General features: G+C 60.9%; 14 protein-coding genes and 2 riboswitches. Of the genes, 10 read left to right on the plus strand and 4 right to left on the minus strand.

The window, feature by feature from the left end:
* Positions 1 to 125 precede the first annotated feature (125 nt).
* From P3T17_RS10590 to P3T17_RS10625, 8 genes are all read left to right on the plus strand, one after another.
* Complete coding sequence (locus tag P3T17_RS10590) at positions 126 to 1,178, plus strand: oxidoreductase (protein WP_429406554.1); 1,053 nt, start codon at positions 126 to 128, stop codon at positions 1,176 to 1,178.
* Between the two features lie 229 nt (positions 1,179 to 1,407).
* Entirely contained in the window at positions 1,408 to 1,755 is a 348-nt protein-coding gene (locus tag P3T17_RS10595) for a hypothetical protein (RefSeq protein WP_074262919.1), read from the plus strand.
* 154 nt (positions 1,756 to 1,909) lie between these two features.
* Positions 1,910 to 2,013: riboswitch (glycine riboswitch) on the plus strand.
* A 46-nt stretch (positions 2,014 to 2,059) separates the two neighbouring features.
* Positions 2,060 to 2,221, plus strand: a riboswitch (glycine riboswitch).
* Between the two features lie 84 nt (positions 2,222 to 2,305).
* Entirely contained in the window at positions 2,306 to 3,424 is a 1,119-nt protein-coding gene (gene gcvT / locus P3T17_RS10600; protein ID WP_429406556.1) for a glycine cleavage system aminomethyltransferase GcvT, read from the plus strand.
* A 64-nt stretch (positions 3,425 to 3,488) separates the two neighbouring features.
* Positions 3,489 to 3,869 carry a glycine cleavage system protein GcvH gene (gene gcvH, locus P3T17_RS10605; protein ID WP_074262921.1) on the plus strand — a complete coding sequence of 127 codons (381 nt, stop codon included), beginning with the start codon at positions 3,489 to 3,491 and terminating at the stop codon, positions 3,867 to 3,869.
* 75 nt (positions 3,870 to 3,944) lie between these two features.
* The gene (gcvP, locus tag P3T17_RS10610; RefSeq protein WP_429406559.1) at positions 3,945 to 6,875 is read left to right on the plus strand and encodes an aminomethyl-transferring glycine dehydrogenase; all 2,931 of its coding nucleotides are present in this window, start codon (positions 3,945 to 3,947) and stop codon (positions 6,873 to 6,875) included.
* Between the two features lie 165 nt (positions 6,876 to 7,040).
* Positions 7,041 to 8,135: an alginate lyase family protein gene (locus P3T17_RS10615; RefSeq protein ID WP_429407184.1), complete on the plus strand. Its 1,095-nt coding sequence runs from the start codon at positions 7,041 to 7,043 to the stop codon at positions 8,133 to 8,135.
* Positions 8,136 to 8,162: 27 nt separating this feature from the next.
* Entirely contained in the window at positions 8,163 to 9,551 is a 1,389-nt protein-coding gene (locus tag P3T17_RS10620; RefSeq protein ID WP_429406562.1) for an L-serine ammonia-lyase, read from the plus strand.
* Positions 9,552 to 9,819: 268 nt separating this feature from the next.
* Positions 9,820 to 11,532 carry a thiamine pyrophosphate-binding protein gene (locus P3T17_RS10625; protein ID WP_429406565.1) on the plus strand — a complete coding sequence of 571 codons (1,713 nt, stop codon included), beginning with the start codon at positions 9,820 to 9,822 and terminating at the stop codon, positions 11,530 to 11,532.
* 57 nt (positions 11,533 to 11,589) lie between these two features.
* On the opposite strand, the gene P3T17_RS10630 is transcribed toward P3T17_RS10625, so the two are convergent.
* Together P3T17_RS10630 and P3T17_RS10635 are read right to left on the minus strand one after the other, a co-directional pair.
* The gene (locus tag P3T17_RS10630) at positions 11,590 to 12,210 is read right to left on the minus strand and encodes a hypothetical protein (protein ID WP_429406567.1); all 621 of its coding nucleotides are present in this window, start codon (positions 12,208 to 12,210) and stop codon (positions 11,590 to 11,592) included.
* Between the two features lie 8 nt (positions 12,211 to 12,218).
* Positions 12,219 to 12,518 (minus strand): hypothetical protein, encoded by a 300-nt coding sequence (locus tag P3T17_RS10635; protein WP_429406569.1) that lies wholly within the window; start codon positions 12,516 to 12,518, stop codon positions 12,219 to 12,221.
* 647 nt (positions 12,519 to 13,165) lie between these two features.
* Between P3T17_RS10635 and P3T17_RS10640 the strand changes: the two genes are divergently transcribed.
* Positions 13,166 to 16,033 carry a glycoside hydrolase family 19 protein gene (locus P3T17_RS10640; protein ID WP_429406570.1) on the plus strand — a complete coding sequence of 956 codons (2,868 nt, stop codon included), beginning with the start codon at positions 13,166 to 13,168 and terminating at the stop codon, positions 16,031 to 16,033.
* Between the two features lie 5 nt (positions 16,034 to 16,038).
* Positions 16,039 to 16,533: a hypothetical protein gene (locus P3T17_RS10645; protein WP_429406572.1), complete on the plus strand. Its 495-nt coding sequence runs from the start codon at positions 16,039 to 16,041 to the stop codon at positions 16,531 to 16,533.
* 295 nt (positions 16,534 to 16,828) lie between these two features.
* On the opposite strand, the gene P3T17_RS10650 is transcribed toward P3T17_RS10645, so the two are convergent.
* Together P3T17_RS10650 and putA are read right to left on the minus strand one after the other, a co-directional pair.
* Complete coding sequence (locus P3T17_RS10650; protein WP_429407186.1) at positions 16,829 to 17,977, minus strand: branched-chain amino acid ABC transporter substrate-binding protein; 1,149 nt, start codon at positions 17,975 to 17,977, stop codon at positions 16,829 to 16,831.
* An 88-nt stretch (positions 17,978 to 18,065) separates the two neighbouring features.
* Positions 18,066 to 21,995 (minus strand): trifunctional transcriptional regulator/proline dehydrogenase/L-glutamate gamma-semialdehyde dehydrogenase, encoded by a 3,930-nt coding sequence (putA, locus tag P3T17_RS10655; protein WP_429406575.1) that lies wholly within the window; start codon positions 21,993 to 21,995, stop codon positions 18,066 to 18,068.
* Between the last annotated feature and the right edge of the window lie 204 nt (positions 21,996 to 22,199).

Raw genomic sequence — 22,199 nt, forward strand, 5'->3', positions numbered from 1 at the left:
TGCGGGTTGAGGGTGCGGGCAGGGATGCTAACACGAAGCCGGTGACGGCTCGGACATGCCACAATTACAGGCCGCGCGTCGTCGCCGCGGTGGCAAAGCGGCGCGCATTCTTGCAGGAAACTCACATGTCTGCACCGCTGAAAACAGGATTGATGGGTTACGGTTTTGCTGGCGCCACCTTCCACGCGCCGGTGATCGAGCACTGCGGCCGGGCCACGGTCGCTGCGATCGCGACAAGCAAGCCCGAGCCCGCTCGGGCTGACTATCCGCACGCCAAAGTCGTGCCCGATCTCGATGCGCTGCTCGCGCTCGACGACATCCAATGCGTGGTGATTGCCACGCCAAATGACACCCACTTCGACTTCGCCAAACGCACGCTCGAAGCCGGCAAGCACGTGGTGGTCGACAAACCGGTCACGCTGACGGCCACGGAGGCGCTCACGCTCGCCAACCTGGCGCTGGCGCGAGGCCTCACCTTCGCGCCGTTCCACAACCGTCGCTGGGACGGCGATTTCCTCACCGTTCGCGATCTGCTCGCCAGCGGTGAGCTGGGCCGTATCACCCACTACGAGTCGCATTTCGACCGCTTCCGTCCGGATGTGCGGCCGCGCTGGCGCGAGGAAGCGTCGCGCGGCGGCGGCCTGCTGTTCGATCTCGGGCCGCATCTGATCGACCAGGCGCTGGCGCTCTTCGGCACGCCCGCCACGGTGTCGGCCACCGTCAAAACGCATCGCGATGGCGGGGGCGCCACCGACTACGTTCATCTGCAGCTGGGCTACGCGGATCTCGAAGTCGTGCTGCACGCAACCACCCTCACCGCGCTCGCGCCGCCGCGCTTTGCAATCGACGGCACGCGCGGCAGCTATGTCAAGCGTGAACTCGACACCCAGGAAGATCAGTTGCGAGCAGGTTTGCGCCCGGGCGACGCCGGTTTTGCTGGCGGCAACCCGGCGGGTCTGCTGCGCGTACTGGACGCGAACAATCAGGAAACCGAACGCGCCGTGCCGACCCGCGACGGCGACTATATCGGCTTCTATCGCTCGCTGGCGGCAGCCATCCTCGATGGCGAGCGTTTCCCGGTTAGCCCTCAGGACGCCGTCGACGTCATGACGATCATCGAACTGGCCGCGCGCAGCGAAGAGGAAGGCCGGCGCCTGCCCTTCGAGCGAATCCGCTGAGATCGCCGCGCAAGTCGCAGCTTACATGCTGACAACCGCTGCTAACAGTTCCGAAAGGGACGCTCCGTTACAATATGTTTCTGAATTCAGGTCATCGTGTGGCTGCGGCTAGCCGTTGCTTCACGATATCGATCTAACCGTCGATCAAGACCACGACGACCGCAGGCAACTGCATGGGACCGGAGTAAGCGCTCAAGCGTTAACTCCGACCAACAAAAGGAGAGTACGCATGCAACGTTTCACCCGTGCGCTGGCAAGTCTGGCACTGGTTTCTTCGCTGGCCGCCTGTGTGGTCCCGCAACAGGCACCGCCCCCGGGACCTAACCCGCACGAAATCGCAGTTCAGCGCCTGAATCAGGTTTACGGCCGCGCTGACAACCTGAGCCGCCGCATCGACAATCACGTCAATCAAGGCTATTACCCGCCCCCGCAAGGTGGCGCGCTGCATCACCGCCTCGACGTGATCCGTCAGGAAGCGCGTGACATGTCTGCCCAGCATGGTGGTGGCCTGTCGGGTGAAGAGCAGCGCGTGCTGAACCAGGAACTCGACGGCGCAGCACACGCAATCGGCGAGTAAGCCGCTCAGTCAATCTGTTCAGCAATTCGCCGTGAAAGCACAGGCGCGGGGGTCATTCCCCCGCGCTTTTTTTGGCGCTCGCGCCGCCCGCTGCACCGCCGCATAGCTCTCCAGAGCCTTCATTTGACAAGCCTCGGGGCCTCGCGTACATTCGCCGCACGCGTCGGGAGAGAGCGTTGGCCGCCATGTTTTTTGCGGGCCGCGCCGCCGAAGGGGCACACCCACAAACTCTCAGGCAAAAGGACCGGCTGCGTCGAAGAACCCGTCTGATTCCGGCATCGTCCGAGCTTCATCAGGCACCGGTTTTTCGCACTCTGGAGAGCGGCAGTAGCCACCGGCATCGAACATCATCGAGCCAGGCAGGCTGCCCACCGAAGGGGCGCGCGTTTCACCGTGATGGCTTGCAGTCACTTGCAAACCCGCACGGCAGCGCAATCTCTCAGGTATCGAGGACAGAGGGGTCATGCATGGCATCGCTCGCAGGCTTTTGGCCGCGAGGAATGAAGCCGCATGGCCTTTTTGTTATCCGTCGAGATTGCCTGAGGCCCTGATGACCGAACTCAAACACACCCCGCTTAACGCCACCCATCGCGCGCTGAAGGCCCGCATGGTCGATTTCGGCGGCTGGGACATGCCCGTCAACTACGGCTCGCAAATCGACGAACACCACGCGGTGCGCACCGACGCCGGCATGTTCGACGTGTCGCACATGTGTGTGGTCGATTTCGCCGGTGAGCGCGTCCGCGCGTTTTTCGAACACGCAATCGCTAACAACGTGGGCAAGCTGCAAGCGCCGGGCAAGGCGCTCTACACCTGCCTGCTGAACCCGAACGGCGGCGTGATCGACGATCTGATCGTCTATTTCTTCTCCGAAACCCACTTCCGCCTGGTGGTCAATGCTGCCACCGCAGAAAAGGACATCGCCTGGTTCGGCAAGCTCAACGCCGAAGGCGGCTATGGCCTGACCATCACGCCGCGCCGCGATCTGTCGATCGTCGCCGTGCAAGGTCCGAACGCCCGCGAAAAGGTCTGGCAAGTCGCGCCGTCCACCCGCACCTCCACCGAACTCCTCAAGCCGTTTAACGCCGCCATCGTCGAGAACACGCCGTTCGGCGAGTTGATGGTTGCCCGCACCGGCTACACCGGCGAAGACGGTTTCGAAATCGTGCTGCCTTCCACGTCCGTCTGCGAGTTCTGGGACGCATTGGTGCGCCAGGGCGTGCGCCCGGCCGGTCTCGGCGCACGCGATACGCTGCGCCTCGAGGCCGGCATGAACCTGTACGGCCAGGACATGGACGACAATGTCTCGCCGCTTGACGCCGGTCTCGCCTGGACCGTAGATCTGAATTCGCCGCGCGACTTCGTCGGCAAGGCGAAGCTCGAAGCGGACGGTTGCCAGTGCGCTTTCGTCGGACTGATCCTGCAAAAGGAAAACGGCAAGGCTGCCGGCGTGCTGCGCGCCCATCAGAAGGTCGTCACGCCGCACGGCGAAGGTGAAATCACCAGCGGTACATTCTCGCCCACCATGCAGGAATCCATCGCCTTCGCACGCGTGCCGAAGGACGTGAAGCCCGGCGATGTCGTCCACGTGCAAATCCGTGACAAAGCCCTTCCCGCAAGCGTGGTAAAACTGCCGTTCGTGCGCAACGGCAAAGTTCTTGCTGCTTAAGCTTTCGTTGCGCGCGCTTCCTCCTTTTTAAGTTTTTACCGTACACACCGCACAGGAGCATCCGATGAGCATCCCGGCCGATCTGAAATACACCGAATCGCACGAATGGGTCCGCACCGAAGCAGACGGCACGCTGACGGTCGGCATTACCGACCACGCGCAAGAAGCGCTCGGCGACATCGTCTTCTTCGAGGTCCAGGAACTGGGCAAGACCGTTAGCGCCGGCGACACCGTCGCGGTCATCGAATCCGTGAAAGCCGCCTCCGATATCTACGCGCCGGTCTCGGGCGAAATCATCGAAGCCAACACGGCTGTCGCCGATACGCCTGACTCCGTCAACAGCACGCCGTATGACAGCTGGCTGTTCAAGATCAAGCCGGCAGCCGATGCGACGCATGACCGCCTGATCGACGCCGACGCATACAGCAAGTCGATCGGCGAGTAAGTTATTTCAAACCCGCTTTAACCGTCAGGTGCGGCGTCCGACGAACGCGGATGGCCGCACCGCCAGGAACACCCCATGAAGCTCGAACACCCGGATCGTCTGATGAACCGCACTCCTCTCTCGCTCGCCGCGCTCGAAGTGCATGACGCCTTCGCTGAACGGCATATCGGCCCGGATTCGGCCGACAGCCAGGCGATGCTCGAAGCCCTCGGCTTCGCCTCGCGCGCCGCGCTGATCGACGCCGTGATTCCGAAGACGATCCGCCGCACCGAAACGCTGCCGCTCGGCCCCTTCGCGCAACCGAAGAGCGAGGCCGAAGCGCTCGCCGCGCTGCGTGAGCTGGCCGACAAGAACCAGGTGTTCCGCTCGTATATCGGGCAGGGCTATTACAACGCGCACACCCCGACGGTGATCTTGCGCAACGTACTCGAAAATCCGGCGTGGTACACGGCTTACACGCCGTATCAGCCGGAAATCTCGCAAGGCCGTCTCGAAGCGCTGCTGAACTTCCAGCAGATGATCATCGACCTGACCGGCCTCGCCATCTCCAACGCATCGCTGCTCGACGAGGCCACCGCCGCCGCCGAAGCGATGACGCTGCTGCAACGCGTGGGCAAGCCGAAGTCGAACGTGTTCTACGTCGCCGACGACGTGCTGCCGCAAACCATCGAAGTGGTGAAGACGCGCGCTACGCCGGTGGGCATCGAAGTGAAGGTTGGCCCGGCTGCGGATGCCGCGAGCGCCAACGCCTTCGGCGTGCTGCTGCAATACCCGGGCGTGAACGGCGATGTGCGCGACTACCGTGCCCTGGCTGAAGCTGTCCATGCTGCAGGCGGCTATGTGGTGGTTGCCGCCGATCTGCTCGCGCTCACGCTGCTCACGCCGCCGGGCGAATGGGGCGCGGACGTGGCTGTCGGCAACACGCAGCGTTTCGGCGTGCCGGTCGGCTTCGGCGGTCCGCACGCGGCATATCTCGCCGTGCGCGACGAATTCAAGCGGCAAATGCCGGGCCGTCTCGTTGGCGTCACTGTCGACGCACAGGGCAAGCCCGCGCTGCGTCTCGCGCTGCAAACGCGCGAACAGCACATCCGCCGCGAAAAGGCGACTTCGAACGTGTGTACCGCGCAGGCGTTGCTCGCGATCATGGCCAGCATGTACGCGGTGTATCACGGCCCGCAAGGTCTGAAGACGATTGCCCAGCGTGTGAACCGCGTCGCCGCGCTGCTGGCGGCCGGTGCGAAAAAGCTCGGCTATACGCTCGTCAACGAAGCATTCTTCGACACGCTCACGTTCGAAACCGGCGCCCGCACCCAGGCGCTGCACGACGCGGCGGTCGCCAAACGCATCAACCTGCGCCGCGTGAGCGACACGCGCGTCGGCATCTCGCTCGACGAAACCACCAAGCGCAGCGACCTCGCCGATCTGCTGGCCGTGTTCGCGCAAGCGGCGTTCGTGAGCGAAGTGCCACAAATCGACGCGCTCGACGCCGAACTGCCCGCGGAAAGCTCCGTGCCGGCCGCGCTCGAACGCACCAGCGCGTATCTCACGCACCATGTGTTCAACCGTCATCATTCGGAAACGGAAATGCTGCGCTACCTGCGCAGCCTCTCCGACAAGGACCTGGCGCTCGACCGCTCGATGATCCCGCTCGGCTCCTGCACGATGAAGCTGAACGCGACCTCGGAAATGCTGCCGGTCACGTGGCCTGAGTTCGGTCAGATTCACCCGTTCGCGCCGGCTGAGCAAACTGTCGGCTACCGCGAAATGATCGATCAGCTCGAGCAGATGCTCGTGGCGGCGACCGGTTACGCAGCAGTTTCACTGCAGCCGAACGCCGGCTCGCAAGGTGAGTACGCGGGTCTGTTGATCATCCACGCTTATCACGCATCGCGCGGCGAAGGTCATCGCAACGTCTGCCTGATTCCCGCGTCGGCGCACGGCACGAACCCGGCGTCGGCGCAGATGGCCGGCATGCAGGTCGTGGTAGTCGCCTGCGATGCGCAAGGCAACGTCGATATTGAAGACCTGAAGGCGAAAGCCGCGCAACACGCGGACAAGCTGGCTGCGATCATGATCACGTACCCGTCGACGCACGGCGTGTTCGAAGCCAACGTGCGCGAAATCTGCGAGATCGTGCACGCACACGGCGGTCAGGTGTATGTGGACGGCGCCAACATGAACGCAATGGTCGGCCTCACGGCGCCGGGCCAGTTCGGCGGCGACGTTTCGCACCTGAACCTGCACAAGACGTTCTGTATTCCGCACGGCGGTGGCGGCCCGGGCGTCGGTCCGGTGGCAGTCGGCGCGCATCTCGCGAAGTTCCTGCCGAACCAGACGTCATCGGGTTACGAGCGTGCGCCGCAAGGCATCGGCGCCGTGTCGGGCGCGCCGTATGGCTCTGCTTCGATCCTGCCGATCTCGTGGATGTACATCGCGATGATGGGCGCGAAAAACCTCACGGCTGCGACCGAAACCGCGATCCTCAACGCCAACTACGTCGCCAACAAGCTGGCGCCGCATTATCCGGTGCTGTACTCGGGCCCCGGCGGACTGGTCGCGCACGAATGCATTCTCGACCTGCGCCCGATCAAGGAAACCAGCGGCATCACCGTTGACGACGTCGCCAAGCGCCTCGCCGACTACGGCTTCCACGCGCCGACCATGAGCTTCCCGGTGCCGGGCACGCTGATGGTCGAACCGACCGAATCGGAATCGAAGGAAGAACTCGACCGTTTCATCGAAGCGATGATTGCGATCCGCGAGGAAATCCGCGCCGTCGAAGATGGCCGCTCGGACCGTGAAGACAATCCGCTCAAGCACGCACCGCATACAGCGGCCGTGGTGATTGCGGACGACTGGAAGCATGCGTATGCGCGTGAAACCGCTGCGTATCCGCTGCCGTCGCTGATTGCGAGGAAGTACTGGCCGCCGGTTGGCCGTGCAGACAACGTGTATGGCGACCGCAACCTGTTCTGCTCCTGCGTACCCATCGCGGATTACGAGTAACCGCGTCGCATCCGCTGGCTTGAACCGCGCGCCACCTGACGGTGACGCGCGGTCCTGTCGTTCGTGCCCGGGAACGGCTAACATCACACACCAATCAGCCCAACGAAGGAGTGTCGCATGGTGCGAAAGGTGCTAATGATGGAAAGCCCGAGCTATTCACGGCGCATGCCGTCCTGGCAGGCCGCGGGCACGCCGCTCGCGACGCTGCTGCTGGTGTGCGGCGCCGTCATGCTGCCGGTGCGGCACGCCCGCGCAGCGATGAATTTCTGTGCAGCGCCAGCGCTGCAAACCAGCGAACGCACAAATGCCGATCCGGGCGTCAAGGCACTGGTCGCCAACGTGGAAGCGCATCTGAACGATCAGGCGCACGCGGTGGCGACCTTGCATACCGAAGGCACCTTACCGCACGAAGGGATCTACGATCAGAGCGTCGAAGCCGAGAAAGATCTGGACCTCCTGCGTGACGCGGCGCTCGCCTGGCGCGCCACCAGTGACGACCGCTATCTGAAACTGGTCGACCGTCTGCTGTACGCCTGGGTCACGACGTATCAGCCGAGCTTCAACCCGATCGACGAAACCCGTTTCGAAGGCTTGATCCTCGCCTACGACATGACCGCAAGCGCGTTGCCGGTGAAAACGCGCAACGCAGCGATGGCGTTTCTGACGAAGCTTGGAAACGGTTACATCGCGCAGATCGACGCGCAACCGCGCCCGCTAACCGGCTCGTTTCGCAATAACTGGCAGAGCCACCGGGTCAAACTGATAGCGATGGCCGCCTTCACGCTCGATAACCGCAAGATGATCAACGCGGCGCAGCGTCTGTTTGTCGAACATATTGGCGACAACATCGAGCCGGACGGTTCGACGATCGACTTTAAGGAACGCGACGCGCTGCACTACGTGACTTACGATCTGCAGCCGCTCGTGACCGCCGCGCTGGCCGCGCGCCGTCACAACCGCAACTGGTTGCCGGAGAAGGCCACCAACGACGCGACGCTGGGCACCGCGCTGAACTGGTTGACGCCCTACGCGTTGGGCACCAAAACGCATGACGAATTTGTGCATTCGGACGTCCCGTTCGATGCGAAGCGTCGCGAAGCCGGCTTGCCCGGCTATTCGGGTGACTGGGATCCGAAGAACGCGGCTGAACTGTTTCACCTGGCGGCGCGTCTCGATGGCCGCTATGCGCCGATCGCGCTGCGGCTCGCGCCGACCCCGCCCGCGTGGCTGGCCGTGTGCCTGCCGTTGCCGGCACGTTAACCCCGTTTTTTATATGCAGGAGCAGTAATGGCAGTCAGTGTGTTCGACCTTTTCAAAATCGGCATTGGTCCGTCCAGTTCGCATACGGTCGGGCCGATGCGCGCGGCGCTGATGTTCGTCCAGGGGCTCGAACGCGACGCACTGCTTGCGGGTACGGCTTCAGTGAAGGTGGATCTGTACGGCTCGCTCGGCGCGACCGGCAAGGGCCACGGCACCGATCGCGGCGTGATGCTCGGCTTGATGGGCGACGCGCCGGATACCGTCAATCCCGATACGATCGCGCAGCGTCTCGAAGCCGTGCGCACTTCGCGCTCTTTGCCGCTGCTTGGCACACACCCGGTGCCGTTCGTGCAGAAGGATCACATTTCTTTCTACCGGCAGGCGCTCGCCGAGCATCCGAACGGATTGAAGCTGCACGCGTTCGATGCTCAAGGTCAGACGCTGCGTGAGGCGACTTACCTGTCCGTCGGCGGTGGCTTTGTGGTCACTGCGGGGGCGCCGAATACCAAGGTGCTGAGCGCGGTCGATCAATTGCCGCATTCATTCCGCAGCGGCAATGAGCTACTAGCGCTGTGCAAGGCGACCGGCAAAAGCATCGCGCAACTGATGTGGGAGAACGAGCGCGTTTGGCATACCGAAGAGGAAACGCGCGCCGGCTTGATGAAGATCTGGGACGTGATGCAGTCGTGCGTGGCGCGCGGTTGCGGCATCGGCAATCCGGATGCGGATGGCAATCTCCCAGGTCCGTTCCAGGTGAAGCGGCGTGCGCCGCAGTTGTATCGCTCCCTGTCGGGAAATCCTGAACTGGCGTTGCGTGATCCGCTGTCGATGGTGGACTGGATCAATCTGTACGCAATTGCCGTCAATGAAGAAAATGCCGCCGGCGGTCGTGTCGTGACTGCGCCGACGAACGGTGCCGCCGGCATCATCCCCGCCGTGCTGCATTACTACACGCGGTTCATGTCCGGCTCGAACCAGCAAGGCGTGATCGACTTTCTGATGACCGCAGCAGCGATCGGCATTCTGTACAAGCTGAATGCGTCGATTTCCGGTGCCGAAGTGGGTTGCCAGGGTGAAGTGGGCGTAGCCTGCTCGATGGCCGCCGGCGCACTCGCGGCGGTGATGGGCGGCACGCCCGAGCAGGTCGAGAACGCCGCGGAAATCGGCATGGAACATAACCTCGGGCTGACCTGCGATCCGGTTGGCGGCATGGTGCAGATTCCGTGTATCGAACGTAATGCAATGGCGTCGGTGAAGGCGGTCAACGCGGCACGGATGGCATTGCGCGGCGATGGCAGCCACTATGTTTCGCTGGACTCGGTCATCAAGACGATGCGTGAAACCGGCGCGGATATGAAGACCAAGTACAAGGAAACTTCACGCGGCGGGTTGGCGGTGAATATTGTCGAATGCTGATTTGTGGCCGGGTCGCTTCGTTAGGTCGCTCGACCAGCAGCGGCTCGGTGACTTCATACAAGTCGTAGCCAACGCATCCCTTACAACGCGCCGCCGCTGCCACGCTGCGCGGCGTTGCCTTGGCAGCTTGTGCCAATAGCCCGATTAGCGGCCCGACATTGCCCTTTCCAGTGACACCGGCCGCCGAGTCGGCGTAAGCTGTCGAAGCCCGTCGGCCCCACGTGGCCGACCAGCCGACCGACGAGATCCGACTGGAGGCTTCACCGCAATGCCGCTGACGAATGTTCCCGCTTCCGCCACCACTACCGGTGCGCGCCTTGTAGTCGATGCCCTGCTGACGCACGGTGTCGAACGTGTTTTCTGTGTGCCGGGCGAGAGCTTTCTCGCCGTGCTCGACTCGCTGCACGACGAGACTGAACGGATCCAGACCGTTGTCTGCCGGCACGAAGCGGCCGCCGCCAATATGGCCGAAGCGGTCGGCAAACTGACCGGTCGTCCCGGCGTGGCAATCGTCACGCGCGGACCCGGCGCGACGCATGCGTCGATTGGCGTGCACACCGCGTTCCAGGACTCGACGCCGATGATCCTGCTGATCGGCCAATGCGCGCGCGAGCATCTCGATCGCGAGGCGTTCCAGGAAATCGACTATCGACGCATGTTCGGCCAGATGGCGAAGTGGGTCGCACAGATCGATGATCCGCGTCGCATTCCGGAGTATCTGAGTCACGCGTTCCATACTGCGACGTCAGGACGGCCAGGGCCTGTCGTGCTGTCGTTGCCGGAAGATGTCTTGAGCGACGCGTGTGCGGTGGTGCCAGGCGCGCCGGCTTATCACCGTGTGGCGGCATCGCCGTCTGCAGCGCAGATGGATGAGCTAAGGCAGTTGCTCGAAGGCGCACAGCGGCCGATGGTCATCGCCGGCGGTAGCGGCTGGACATCTGAGGCGAGCGCGGACCTGCAGCGCTTCGTCGAGAACTGGCAGTTGCCGATCGGTCTCGCGTTCCGCTTTCAGGACACGCTCGATAACGAGCATGCGAACTACGCAGGCGATGTGGGACTTGGCATCAATCCCGCGCTGGCCAAGCGCATCGCGGATGCGGATCTGCTGCTCGTGTTTGGCCCGCGAATGGGTGAAGCCACGACCGGTGGCTATACGCTGCTGGACATTCCGAAGACCAGGCAGACTTTGGTTCACGTGCATCAGGGCGCGGAGGAATTGGGCCGCGTGTATTCGGCAGATTTGCCGATCGTCTCCGGAATGCCTGAACTCGCGTCACTTCTCGCGGCCCTGCCGCCTCCTTCTTCAAAACCGGCATGGGCGGGAGCTGCGGAAGAGGCGCATCGCTCCTACCTCGAGTGGCGGGTGCCGCGGCAGATTCCTGGCGACGTGCAAATGGGCGAGGTGATTCAGCAGCTGCGCGCGCACTTGCCCGAGGACGCCATCGTGACCAACGGCGCAGGCAACTACGCGACGTGGCTGCATCGACACTTCTCATACCGGCATTTCCGTTCGCAGCTCGCACCGACCAGCGGCGCGATGGGCTACGGCGTGCCGGCGGCGATTGCGGCGAAATCGCTCTATCCGCAGCGCACGGTGGTAGCGCTGGCCGGCGACGGCTGCTTCATGATGTCGGCCCAGGAACTGGCGACGGCGATGCAATACGACCTGCACGTGCTGTTCATCGTCGTGAACAACAGCCACTTCGGCACGATCCGCATGCACCAGGAGCGGCACTATCCGAACCGCGTGCATGGCACCGGCCTCACCAATCCGGATTTCGCGGCGTTCGCGCGATCTTTCGGCGCACATGGCGAGACGGTGGAACGTACCGAGGATTTCCTGCCGGCGCTCGAGCGTTCGCTCGCGGCGAAACGCGCAGCGGTAATCGAGATTCGCATCCCGCAGGAAGCGAGCACGCCTGGCGCGACTCTGGAGCAGATTCGGGAGCAGGGGCGCAAGTTAAGGGGTGAAGGGAAATAGCTGACGTACGAATGACTCTGTCGGCGCGGCCGCTCGACGCTCTCGCGACGACGGCCGCTAGGCCGAGATCACAGCCAACGCGCCGAGCTCCTTCATCAAAGCCGGCTTGCGCCCCTCGATCACATCTATCTGAATCTGATAGATCACGGATTTGATCACTTCTGTCTGATTCATCTCCGTATCCTCAGTCAGCGTCTTGATGTCTTCGGCGATGCGCGGCGTGACCTTCATGGAGAGACGTCTGCGCGCGGCTCCGCGCTGCTCCTTGAAGCGCGCCACGGCTGAGCGATGCGCCCTCATCAACCGCTCCCGAGGATACTCGCCGGAGGCAAACCGATGCAGATACAAGATCATTAAAACCTTGCGAAACTCGGTTGAGCTCGCGCTATCGATTGTGTACGCAGCAAGATCAAGCATATCCAGATAAATAGCGGGCAACTGCGCCTCGATGGCCTTCACTTCCTTCTGACGGGTTTCGCGAATAGCCGGCGTGGACTGCGCGGGGATGGCGACTACTTCATCGCACACGTCGCAAACTGAGACGAGGATGTCCTTGACCTCACCCTTGCCGTCACTGAACGGCACATTGCGGCGCGCAAAGGTCGAATTCACGAGCTGCTGACAGCTGTGACAGATCGCCTTGCTCTTCTCGCCTTCTTCATACAGTTTTGTGTTCATGGTCCTGCTCACTGGTGAACGCTTATAAACATGGTGTCTGGATCGCCGACGAAGTAAAACTTCACGTACCAGCCACCTGACGCGATGACATGCACATCGATCGACGCGAACCTGTGATGCGGCGACGATACGTATTCAGTGTCATCACTCTTGACGATGACGCGTTCCACTAACTGCGGCGTCACCTCCCCCATAGCAAGAAGGTTTTTGACATCGACGTTACGACGCGACTCATGCTGAAACCTGCCGGACCTAAGCGCGGCGACGACCGCCTGCTTAACCTCGCGATATTTAACTGGTATCGTCAAAAGCACCCCCGAATTATACGACGTTTATCGTATTAAATGTCGATGTGACCGATTTCATACACCATCGCAATTGTTGAGGAGTTTTGATCGACCGACGAGTCATCCAAATGGCCAGGCGTGGAGAGACGAACCGGCAACGCCCGTCCGATGGACTCCAGAGTCGCGGCATCCGAACAGACGAGAGGACAGCAATGCTGGCATTGCGGATATTTTTGCGGACACCGTCTGTATGCGCGGCCAGGTTTGTTCGCCGGCCGAATTGCGCCTCGACTATCAACGACCAATTTGCAGACTTTTCTGCATTGAAGTGGGATGGCACGCGGGGTAAAAATCTTCAGGAGCTAAATAGGCTCCGCATCGCGGCCTCCTAACGTTTGCAGTCCTGCTGAATCAGGTCGCGCCTCTCAAAACAACCGCAGGGAGGCTAGGTCAATGACAGATCTGCAAGACGCACTGCAAGCCCTACCGGGTCGAGAGGCGTATCACCTCGACGTACCCGGCACAGACAGCGTAGAGACGCTCTCAGTCGTATCTTTCGAGGCCACCGAGAAGATGGGGGAGCCCCGACGCTCCCTGCTCCGAATCATCGGCCCGACCTGACGGCACATGCCTCGCGGTTTTCCGGCTAACTTCATCGAATCCGAAAAATGACCCTCCCCCAAAGCCATCCACCGGCCCCGCAGAACCATCCGGCTATCACTCCGGCTGCGCCCGCGGCTGCACCCCAGTCCGCATCGCCGCTGACCTGGCGCTATCCCTTTCCCGCAAGGGACGGTAAGGAGGCCGCCGATCCACAGGTGTTTTACAGCGCACTGGGCGCGATGAGTGACGGCTTCTTCCCTCTCGGTGTCAATGGTTTCCCACACGGCGGCGTTCATTTCGGCCCGGCCTCGGCCTCACGTCTGGAGCAGTCCAAAGGCGTACGCGTGATTGCCGACGGCGATATCGTCGCGTTCAAGCTCGACGATGCGTATCCGCATCTGCTTTTCTCGCAGGATCGTCGCTGGTCCATGTATTCGACCGGCTTTGTGCTGGTGCGCCACCAGATGACGATGCCGGCTGCACCGGGTAGTAACGCGGCGCAGCCCGCCGACGAGACGCTGACATTCTTCAGTCTCTATCTGCACATGGCAGACTGGAGCACCTATCTGTCGGACAGTAAGCTTGTGCGGCCAGGCTGGTGGCCAGGCGTGGACGCGTTCCGTATCGGGGCGAAAGACACGCAGAATGGCGGTGGCGCATCCGGTGCGTTCGTGTACACGGCTCCGACGGTAGGAAAGAACAAAAGCCGGTACATCAAGGGGGAGCGAGTTGGCTTTCTGCCAGAAGGCAGCGAAATCACAATCAGTGAAACGCGTGGGCCGTGGGGGCATATCAAGGAGATCACCGCAGGCAATATGGTTTCGCCCACGAGTGGTGGCGTTTTTGGGTCGGACGACCTGAATGTCCCATGGGTCCATCCAGACGACGACACAACTGGTACAGCACCCGTTACACCTGAAAACGACTGGGGGTGGATCTACCTGCACGATCAGCAGGCCGTGAAAGAGCCGATAGGTGTCGGCACGGTGATTACGCCGTCCGGGACCACGCCGATCCAAGTGAAGGCGGGAACATTGTTGGGCCAGCTTGGGGAATACATCGATTACGAAACCTCGACGCCTTTGCCGCCCGTCCCGAGTCGGCAGTTGCTGCATCTTGAAGTGTTTGCCGACGAAACACTAAAGAGTTTCATCGAAAAAAGTCGCGCACGGGCAACGCAACTGCCGGTAAGTGATCGAACCATCCTTGTTATCCAGGCGGGTGCGAAGCTTGTCGCAAAGCCGACTGACGCCGACCTCTACCTTGGCGCAGCGGTGCAGCTTGCCAAGCTCACCCTCACCTCTACCAGCCCGAAAACTGGGCCCTGGGTTCACGTCCAGCCGTGGATTAATGGTGCAGGTCATGCGCAGCAATACCAGAATCCCGTCTGGATTGCTCGTTCGGGGTTGAGCCGTCTCGATTCTCCGAACGGTCTCCCGGCCTGGAAATCGTTCCCGCTGCAATTGAGCCAGGTGGGTTCACCAGTCAATGCAGATCTGGTGGCATATCCAAGCACGGAGCTTGATTCACTCGGTGATGGAAATGTAGCTGTCGATGACAAGGGAGTAACCTGGTGGCGCCTCGAACTCGGCACGGGTTCGGGACAAACGGCATCGGGTTGGGTTTGTGGTGCGAAGCTGGGCAGTAGTGCAACCCATCCAGGCACACATTGGGAGAGTCCGTGGGCATGGCCGGGCTTTGAAATTGTGGACGCAACAGGGATCAACCTCACCGACGCCTTCAAACGAAATCTTTCGGTCACCGGTTCGGCGAATCCGAAAGAACAGAAAGCATTCGCGCCATCCACTGAGGCGGTAGGCAACAGTGCTCTCCTGTCAAAGCTTGAGCAGACTGTAAGTCGCTTGCCGTCGTCTCGTGGAGTAAAAGATGAACGAGGTAAGGACGGCAGCGTAATTGTGACGGCGGTCAAGTTACGGCAGGCACTTGGACGGCGATGGCTGGCAAGTGATCTGTGCCATGTCATCTTGAAATACGAGAGCGAATGGGGCGGTGGCATGAACCGCTGGGAAGCGCTTACGCCGCTCATGCGTAACGCGGCCGAGAACTGGAAATGCGAGCTGGAGCGGATCAAAAAGCTTCAGTGGTGGGATTCAGTGAAAGATAAGGTGGAAGGTTTTCCGTCCAGCCCAGTGGTGAATCACATACATCCGGTGGCTTTGATTGGGAATTTCTTGCGGTACGGCTTCCGATTCACGCTGGAAATGGTGCAACACATTTTCCCCACAGCGACCGTTGCAACGTTGCAGGTCGTCATAGACGAACTGAATACAAATATTGAATTGTTCAAGCTGGACACATCCCTTAGGCGAGAGCATTTTTTTGCTCAGGTCCGCCGGGAGGCGGGTCCGTCATTGGCGGTCCATGATGGCGAGAGTTTGAACTACCCGCCATCAAGATTGATACAAAAATTCTCGTATTTTCAGCAACATCCTAACGAAGCCGAACAATATGGGCGCACGAGCGCACACTCCGCCGATCAGGAAGCTATCGCGAACCGCGCCTACGGAGGCAGAAACGGCAACGTTCAGAATGGAGATGGGTGGAACTACCGCGGAAGAGGTTTGATACAGATTACTGGGAGAGCGCAATATGGGAAATTTTCAGCGTGGCATCGGCAGAATTCGCATGGATGGCCAAATGAGGCGAATTTAGATTTTCTAGATGATTTCCAATTGGTCGGACAGATCAAATACGCGACAAGGTCAGCGGCTGCCTATTGGGTAGACAACCAAATGTATCAAATTGCGGATGAAGGCACATCAAGCAACGTTGTAGACAATATCACTAAGGTGATAAATCCAGGGCTTTTTTCCCACCGTCTTGGCCAGCCTATTAACGCAGAAAACATGGCCGACATCGTCGATAGACAGAATAATTTTTCCGCCATTCACAGCTGGCAAGGATTGAAGTGATATCTATGAGGAAATCTATTTTTCTTACTTTCACGCTCTGCCTACGCGTCAGTGCGGCGAATGCACAAGTTCAATCTTTGCCAAGCGAAGATTCGCTTTGTCGTGAAGGCGAGGACATTTACTTCAGCTGCCCGCTGGAGAATGGGAAGACAATTTCAGTTTGCGCGAAAAATAACATCAGCCCGAACCAAGGTTACGTTAGATATGAATACGGAAATAAAGAAAGCAGTTTCAATTATCCCCTCGAAAATATGCCACCGGGTGATAGATTTGCGATATCTGACGTTTCCGAGGGAAGCATTCATCGCTTACACTTGAAATTTACGCGCGGAATGTACACTTACGTTGTGTCTTCAGTGTGGCCAGGAGAGCTGTATGTGTCCAAACGCGGGAATATTGCTTTTGACAAGGAGTGTCAAGCCTCGCGCTATAAAAGTTTCTCGAATAAAATTTTCGATGGAATAAGGCAGGTAGCGCCCTCCAAGGTTGATTTTCACTGAGTCAAATCATAGAAAGGTGGCAGACGTGAGCCGACGTCACCGGCGGCGCAGGCGCATTTTAAAAATTCCACCATTGGAATTTTTCCACCAAACGGGTGGCGGTAAGACCGACGTAGCGAGTGGATACTTTCCTAATATCCACCCATAGGGCTTGAGCCTGGCGTTTGCCTTTTCGGCAAAAAAATAAAGCCCTACGAGCCATGAGAGACCCGTAGGGCATAAACACCAAACCAGCCATTAACGCTTGAAAAATCAACTAAACCGAACCATCCTCAAGCGCCGCGAGGCAAAAAGCTCACTTCCCACCAACACTCTGCAAAGTCGTCCACTTCCCATCAACAACCTTGTAAAGCGTAATCCCACCATTCTTAAGATCACCCTTACCGTCATACTCAAGATGAGCCGCAGTAACAGCCGGCATATCCGTCTTGGCGAGGAACGGCAAATACTTAGCCGGATCGGTCGAATTAGCCTTCTTCATAGCAGCGAACATCGCCATAGCACCATCGTATGCATACGGCGAGTACGTCTGCACATCCTCATTAAAACGCTTCTTATACTTGCTGACATAGTCAGCACCACCAGGCATCTGATCAAGCGGCAGCCCAGCCAGCGAAGCAACAGTCCCATTAGCCGCATCGCCAGCGAGCGACAGGAACGTCGGCGTATGAACCATCTCACCGCCCATGAGCGGAGCCTTGATACCAAGCTCCCGCATCTGCTTGACCATCGGCGCAGCTTGCGAATCCGCACCACCGTAATAGATCAGATCCGGATTAACCGACTTCAACTTGGTCAGAATCGACTTGAAGTCAACAGCCTTGTCATTGGTGAACTCACGATCAACGATCGCCCCACCTGAAGCCTTGGCCGCCTTCTCGAACTGATCAGCCAACCCCTGCCCATAAGCCGTGCGGTCGTCGACAATAGCAATCTTCTTCATGCCAAGATTCTTCACCGCAAACGTCCCAGCAACCGAACCTTGCTGCGTATCGGACGTCATCATGCGGAAAGTCGTCTTGAAGCCTTGTTGCGTGTACTCAGGCGCCGTCGCCATGGCGATTTCGGGGATGCCCGCGTTCGCGTAGATGCGCGAAGCCGGGATCGTCGTGCCCGAGTTGAAGTGGCCGAGCATGCCCTTGATGTTGTCGTCCACCAGCTTCTGCGCAACGGTCGTGCCGGTGCGTGGATCCGCCTGGTCGTCCGCCGAATCGAGAACGAAGCGAACCTGCTTGCCGCCGATCATCGGCTTGCTTGCGTTTTCTTCTTCCACAGCCAGCGTGATGCCGTTCTGGAAGTCCTTGCCGTAGTGGGCCTGTGCGCCCGTCATCGGGCCGGCAAAACCGACCTTCACGTCTTCGACCTGCTGTGCGTTTGCTGTCCCCGCCAGCGACATGGCTGCGACGAGCGCGGCGCCTGCCAGCTGTTTCATCTTGTGTTGCATAGCTTCTCCTTGGTACCAGGTGTGAGTGGAGCGGTTTCGGGGTCGCCGTACCGCTTCCATTTAATTGAATCGACCGTTAAAGGTTCGCTCAACCGATCGTCATCAAATTCGCATTGCCGCCTGCGGCTGCGGTGTTTACGCTGACCGAACGCTCCGTCAGCAGACGTTCGAGCGCGTAGTCCTCTTCGCCGCTTTCCAGCGCGCGAGCCGCCACGCCCTGCACTGAGACGATCGGACCCACCCGCTTGGCCACTTCCTTCACCAGCGAAAGCAGTTCATCGCTGTCGCCTTCGAACAGCACGGCGTCGAAGGGCGTGTCGGCGCTCTTCTTCACGCTTGCATACGGCTTGAGTGCCGCAGGCAGCGCCGACACCAGTTGTTCGCCTGCAGCGCCGTCGAACAGCGCGCGGTTGCCCGTGGCAAGCGCCGCAGCAAACTGCACGCGTGCACCGCTCGCCGTCGACGCCACGCACAACACCGTGCCGCGTGCGCCGAGCGTGTAGGTATTGCGCTCGCCGGTCGGGCCAGGCAGCACCGCTGTGGCGCCCGCGAGGCCCTGCGACAGGTAACCGTCGCAACGCGCTGCCAGCGACGCCTGACGCTCGTTAATCAGCCAATCACGCAGCGCCGTCAGCGCCGAGGACGGATTGTCGCCGTTTTCCGTCGCCTGCGGGGCGTCGGCGATCAGCGACTGCGCCAGCGTCTTCGGCAGACCGGCCGGACGCGTCGCCAGCAGACGCTGCAGATAAAGCGCGCCGCCTGCCTTCGGACCCGTGCCCGACAGCCCTTCACCGCCGAACGGTTGCACGCCGACCACCGCGCCCACCACGTTGCGGTTCACGTAGATGTTGCCGACATGCGCGCGGCTGATCACATGCGCGATCGTTTCGTCGATGCGTGTGTGGATGCCGAGCGTCAGGCCGTAACCGGTCGCGCGGATCTGTTCGAGCAGCTTGTCAAGCGCGTTGCGGCGGTAACGCACCACATGCAGCACCGGCCCGAATACTTCGCGCTTCAGTTCGTCGATGCTGTCGAGTTCAATCAGCGTCGGCGGCACGAAAGTGCCTTGCGCGCCACCTTCCGGCATCGGCAGTTGCACGACCTTGCGGCCCTTCTCGCGCATCGCCGCAACGTGCGCGTCGATACCGCGCTTCGCATCGACGTCGATCACCGGACCGACATCAATCGACAAACGATCCGGGTTGCCCACCGCGAGCTCGCGCATCGCGCCGGTCAGCATTTCCAGCGTGCGATCGGCCACATCGTCCTGCAGACAAAGAACGCGCAGCGCGGAACAACGTTGACCGGCCGAGTCGAACGCCGAGTTCAGCACGTCCGCCACTACCTGCTCGGCGAGCGCCGACGAATCGACGATCATCGCGTTCTGCCCACCGGTCTCCGCGATCAGCGGAATCGGCTTGCCTTCTGCATCCAGACGGCTCGAAAGCGTCCTGTTGATCAGGCGTGCCACTTCGGTCGAACCGGTAAACATCACCGCTCGCGTGCGCGCATCGGCTACCAGCGCCGCACCGACGGTTTCGCCGTCACCTGGCAGCAGTTGCACCGCGCCTGCTGGCACACCCGCTTCGCGCAGGATGCGCACCGCTTGCGCCGCGATCAGCGGCGTCTGTTCGGCCGGTTTCGCCAGCACCGTGTTGCCGGCAGCTAATGCGGCCGCAACCTGACCCATGAAAATCGCCAGCGGGAAGTTCCAAGGGCTAATACAGACCACCGGCCCGAGCGGACGATGCGTGTCGTTCGAGAACTCGGTGCGGATCTGCGCCGAGTAGTAGCGCAGGAAGTCAATCGCTTCGCGAATCTCGGCGACGGCGTTCGGCAGCGACTTGCCCGCTTCGCGCACCACGAGACCCATCAACGTATGCATCTGCGCTTCGAGCAGATCGGCCGCACGCGCGAGGCAATCGGCGCGCGCTTCGACCGGCGTCGCTTGCCAGATCGGCGCGGCGGCCACCGCATTCGACAGCGCCGCGCTCACATGTTCCGGCGTGGCTTCGACAACCGTGCCGACGAGATCGCGATGGTCAGCCGGATTGCGTACATCGCGTGCGGTACCCACGGCGATTTCGTTGTCTTCGAGCATCGGCGTCGCGCGCCACGGATGATGCGCGCTCGCCAGCAGCGCCGAAGATAAGGACGCCAGACGATGTTCGTTCGACAGATCCAGTCCCATCGAATTGACGCGTTCCGCACCATACAGGTTGCGCGGCAGCGGGATCTTCGCGTGCGGCGCGCCGAGCGGCACGACCTTCGACGCTTCCTCGACCGGATCGGCCACCAGATCCTTGATCGCCACGTTTTCATCAGCGATGCGGTTCACGAACGACGTATTCGCGCCGTTTTCCAGCAGGCGTCGCACCAGATACGCGAGCAGCGTTTCGTGTGTACCGACCGGTGCATACACACGGCACGGACGATTCAACTTGTCGCGACCCGTGACTTCTTCGTATAGCGGCTCGCCCATACCGTGCAAGCACTGGAACTCATACTGGCCAGGATAGTAGTTCTGCCCCGCGAGGTGATAGATCGCCGAGAGCGTATGCGCGTTGTGCGTGGCAAATTGCGGATACACCGCGTCCGGCGCACCGAGCAGCTTCTTCGCGCAGGCGACATACGACACGTCCGTATAGATCTTGCGCGTGTACACCGGATAGCCTTCGAGGCCGTCCACTTGTGCACGCTTGATTTCGCTATCCCAGTACGCGCCCTTCACGAGCCGGACCATGATGCGATGACGGCTGCGGCGCGCCAGATCAATGATGTAATCGATCACGAACGGACAGCGCTTCTGATATGCCTGCACCACGAAGCCAATGCCATTCCAGCCCGCCAGTTCCGGATCGAAGCAAAGCGCTTCGAGCAGATCCAGCGAGATTTCGAGGCGATCGGCTTCTTCCGCGTCGATGTTCAGGCCAATGTCGTAGCGACGCGCGAGGATCGCGAGCGAGCGCACGCGCGGCAGCAGTTCGCTCATCGTGCGTTCGTATTGCGAGCGCGCATAGCGCGGGTGCAGCGCCGACAGCTTGATCGAGATGCCTGGGCCTTCGTAGATGCCGCGTCCGCCGGCCGCCTTGCCGATGGCGTGAATCGCCTGCTCGTACGACGCGTAGTAGCGCTGCGCGTCGGCTTCGGTGGTGGCCGCTTCGCCGAGCATGTCGTACGAGTAGCGGAAACCGCGCGCTTCGAATTTGCGGCTGTTGGCGAGCGCCTCGGAGATGTTCTCACCGGTGACGAACTGCTCGCCCATCAGGCGCATCGCCATATCGACGCCCTTGCGGATCAGCGGCTCACCGCCCTTGCCGATCAGCCGCGTGAGCGCCGACGACAGGCCCGTTTCGCTATTGGTCGTCACCAGCTTGCCGGTGATCATCAGCCCCCAGGTCGCGGCGTTGACGAACAGCGACGGCGCCTGGCCGACGTGTGATTTCCAGTCACCCTTGCTGATCTTGTCGCGAATCAGCGCGTCGCGAGTGGCGCGATCGGGAATCCGCAGCAGCGCTTCGGCGAGGCACATCAACGCCACGCCTTCCTGGCTCGACAGCGAAAACTCGTGAATCAGCCCTTCGACGCCGCCGCCCTTGCTCTTGCCACGCAGCGTTTCGACGAGCTTGCTCGCCATCGCCTGCACATCATTGGCGAGGTTTGCCGGCAGACGCGCCTGACCGAGCAGGAACGGCACGCATTCCGGCTCAGGACGACGGTAGGCCGCTGTAATCGCCGCGCGCAACACCGATTGCGGTTGCACGTTCTGCGCAAAATCCAGGAACGGGTGCGACGCCCCATCCTCTTCGGATTCGACGCTCGCGCCATCGGCCAGATCGGCCGAGCCGTGCGCGCCCGACAGCTCAGCGGGCAATTGACCGTGCTCGATCCGTTCGAGGTACGCGAAGATCGCCTGCTTGATCAGCCAGTGCGGAGTGCGTTCGAGACGGGTGGCGGCATCTTTCAGCCGGGTACGCAGGAGGTCGTCGACCTTGACGCCAAGGGTGGTGCTAGCCATGTTTCCTTCGTATGCCAGCCAAGCCGCGCCGGCCAAAGACTAAAAAGTTGGCCGAATCGTACGCCTCCCAATAAAAAGGTGCAACCACGCGGATGGCATGGTTGCACCATTGTCAAAACCTTGTGCGACCGGGGTTTGCGGGAGTTGGCGCACCTGCGAGCGATCCCGGAGCCGGATCGGTACTTTCCCCTACGAAATTCTTTT

The organism is Paraburkholderia sp. GAS82, assembly GCF_050436285.1.
In the GTDB taxonomy this organism is placed as follows: domain Bacteria; phylum Pseudomonadota; class Gammaproteobacteria; order Burkholderiales; family Burkholderiaceae; genus Paraburkholderia; species Paraburkholderia phenazinium_B.

Excerpts from the sequence above, each read along its gene's own strand:
- P3T17_RS10590 (WP_429406554.1), top strand. The coding sequence starts at position 126 with ATGTCTGCACCGCTGAAAACAGGATTGATGGGTTACGGTTTTGCTGGC.
- P3T17_RS10595 (WP_074262919.1), top strand. The coding sequence starts at position 1,408 with ATGCAACGTTTCACCCGTGCGCTGGCAAGTCTGGCACTGGTTTCTTCG.
- gcvT (WP_429406556.1), top strand. The coding sequence starts at position 2,306 with ATGACCGAACTCAAACACACCCCGCTTAACGCCACCCATCGCGCGCTG.
- gcvH (WP_074262921.1), top strand. The coding sequence starts at position 3,489 with ATGAGCATCCCGGCCGATCTGAAATACACCGAATCGCACGAATGGGTC.
- gcvP (WP_429406559.1), top strand. The coding sequence starts at position 3,945 with ATGAAGCTCGAACACCCGGATCGTCTGATGAACCGCACTCCTCTCTCG.
- P3T17_RS10615 (WP_429407184.1), top strand. The coding sequence starts at position 7,041 with ATGCCGTCCTGGCAGGCCGCGGGCACGCCGCTCGCGACGCTGCTGCTG.
- P3T17_RS10620 (WP_429406562.1), top strand. The coding sequence starts at position 8,163 with ATGGCAGTCAGTGTGTTCGACCTTTTCAAAATCGGCATTGGTCCGTCC.
- P3T17_RS10625 (WP_429406565.1), top strand. The coding sequence starts at position 9,820 with ATGCCGCTGACGAATGTTCCCGCTTCCGCCACCACTACCGGTGCGCGC.
- P3T17_RS10630 (WP_429406567.1), bottom strand. The coding sequence starts at position 12,210 with ATGAACACAAAACTGTATGAAGAAGGCGAGAAGAGCAAGGCGATCTGT.
- P3T17_RS10640 (WP_429406570.1), top strand. The coding sequence starts at position 13,166 with ATGACCCTCCCCCAAAGCCATCCACCGGCCCCGCAGAACCATCCGGCT.
- P3T17_RS10645 (WP_429406572.1), top strand. The coding sequence starts at position 16,039 with ATGAGGAAATCTATTTTTCTTACTTTCACGCTCTGCCTACGCGTCAGT.
- P3T17_RS10650 (WP_429407186.1), bottom strand. The coding sequence starts at position 17,977 with ATGCAACACAAGATGAAACAGCTGGCAGGCGCCGCGCTCGTCGCAGCC.
- putA (WP_429406575.1), bottom strand. The coding sequence starts at position 21,995 with ATGGCTAGCACCACCCTTGGCGTCAAGGTCGACGACCTCCTGCGTACC.